Consider the following 776-nt stretch of genomic DNA (forward strand, 5'->3'; position numbering starts at 1 on the left):
CTGGATACCCAGCGCCCGGCCACTCCAGTACGGTCCGGCGTACTCGGTGATCGCGGTGGCTTCTAGCCCGTTGTCCAGAACGGCGATCACCGAGATGGCGATCATGAGCAGCACGTCATATCTCGAGCCCTCGTTATCGACCGCCGCGAGCAGAAACAACGTCGCCGCGGCGGCAGCGGCGATCAGGCGGACGGGACGCATGCGTGACCCGACATGGTCCGACCAGCGGCCGACCGCGACCCGGCCCAGCGCCCCCAGCAGCTGCGATATGGTCACCAAGACACCGGCCTGCGCGACCGACCAGCCGTGGTGGTTGATCAGCCAGACCAACATGAACGTCACGGTCACCGTCTGCGGCATCATCAGCAACGCCGACGCCGCGTGTATCCGCCACAGGATCGACGATCCCCGATAAGGGCTGGCCAGCTCCTGTTCGGAGGCTTTCGTGCGGGATTTTCGCGGTGGGTCGACGATACCGAGCACGCTGGCCACCGCGGCCAACGTGCACACGACGGCGGGAAACATCAGCCCTGCGTGCACCCCGCGTTCGGCCAGTTCGGGTATCACCAACGCGCCGGAGGCGATGCCCAAAGGTTGTGCGGTCTGGCGGATTCCCATGGCCAGACCGCGTTGCTGGGGCGGGAACCAACCCGAGACCAGCCGCCCGCCGGCGCTGTTGCAACCACCGGCGGCCATGCCGCCGAGAAACAGGAAGACACCGATCCACAGCAGCGAATGAACCGATGCCGCGGCGTAGGCGGCCGCGGCGGTCAGCG

General features: G+C 67.1%; 1 protein-coding gene. It reads right to left on the reverse strand.

What is annotated here, in order from left to right; translation table 4 throughout:
- The coding region (locus FJM08_RS08440) for an MFS transporter (protein ID WP_140031737.1) at positions 1–776 on the reverse strand (776 nt) is incomplete at both ends.

Source organism: Metamycoplasma equirhinis (genome assembly GCF_006385185.1).
Classification (GTDB): Bacteria; Bacillota_I; Bacilli_A; order Mycoplasmatales; family Metamycoplasmataceae; genus Metamycoplasma; species Metamycoplasma equirhinis.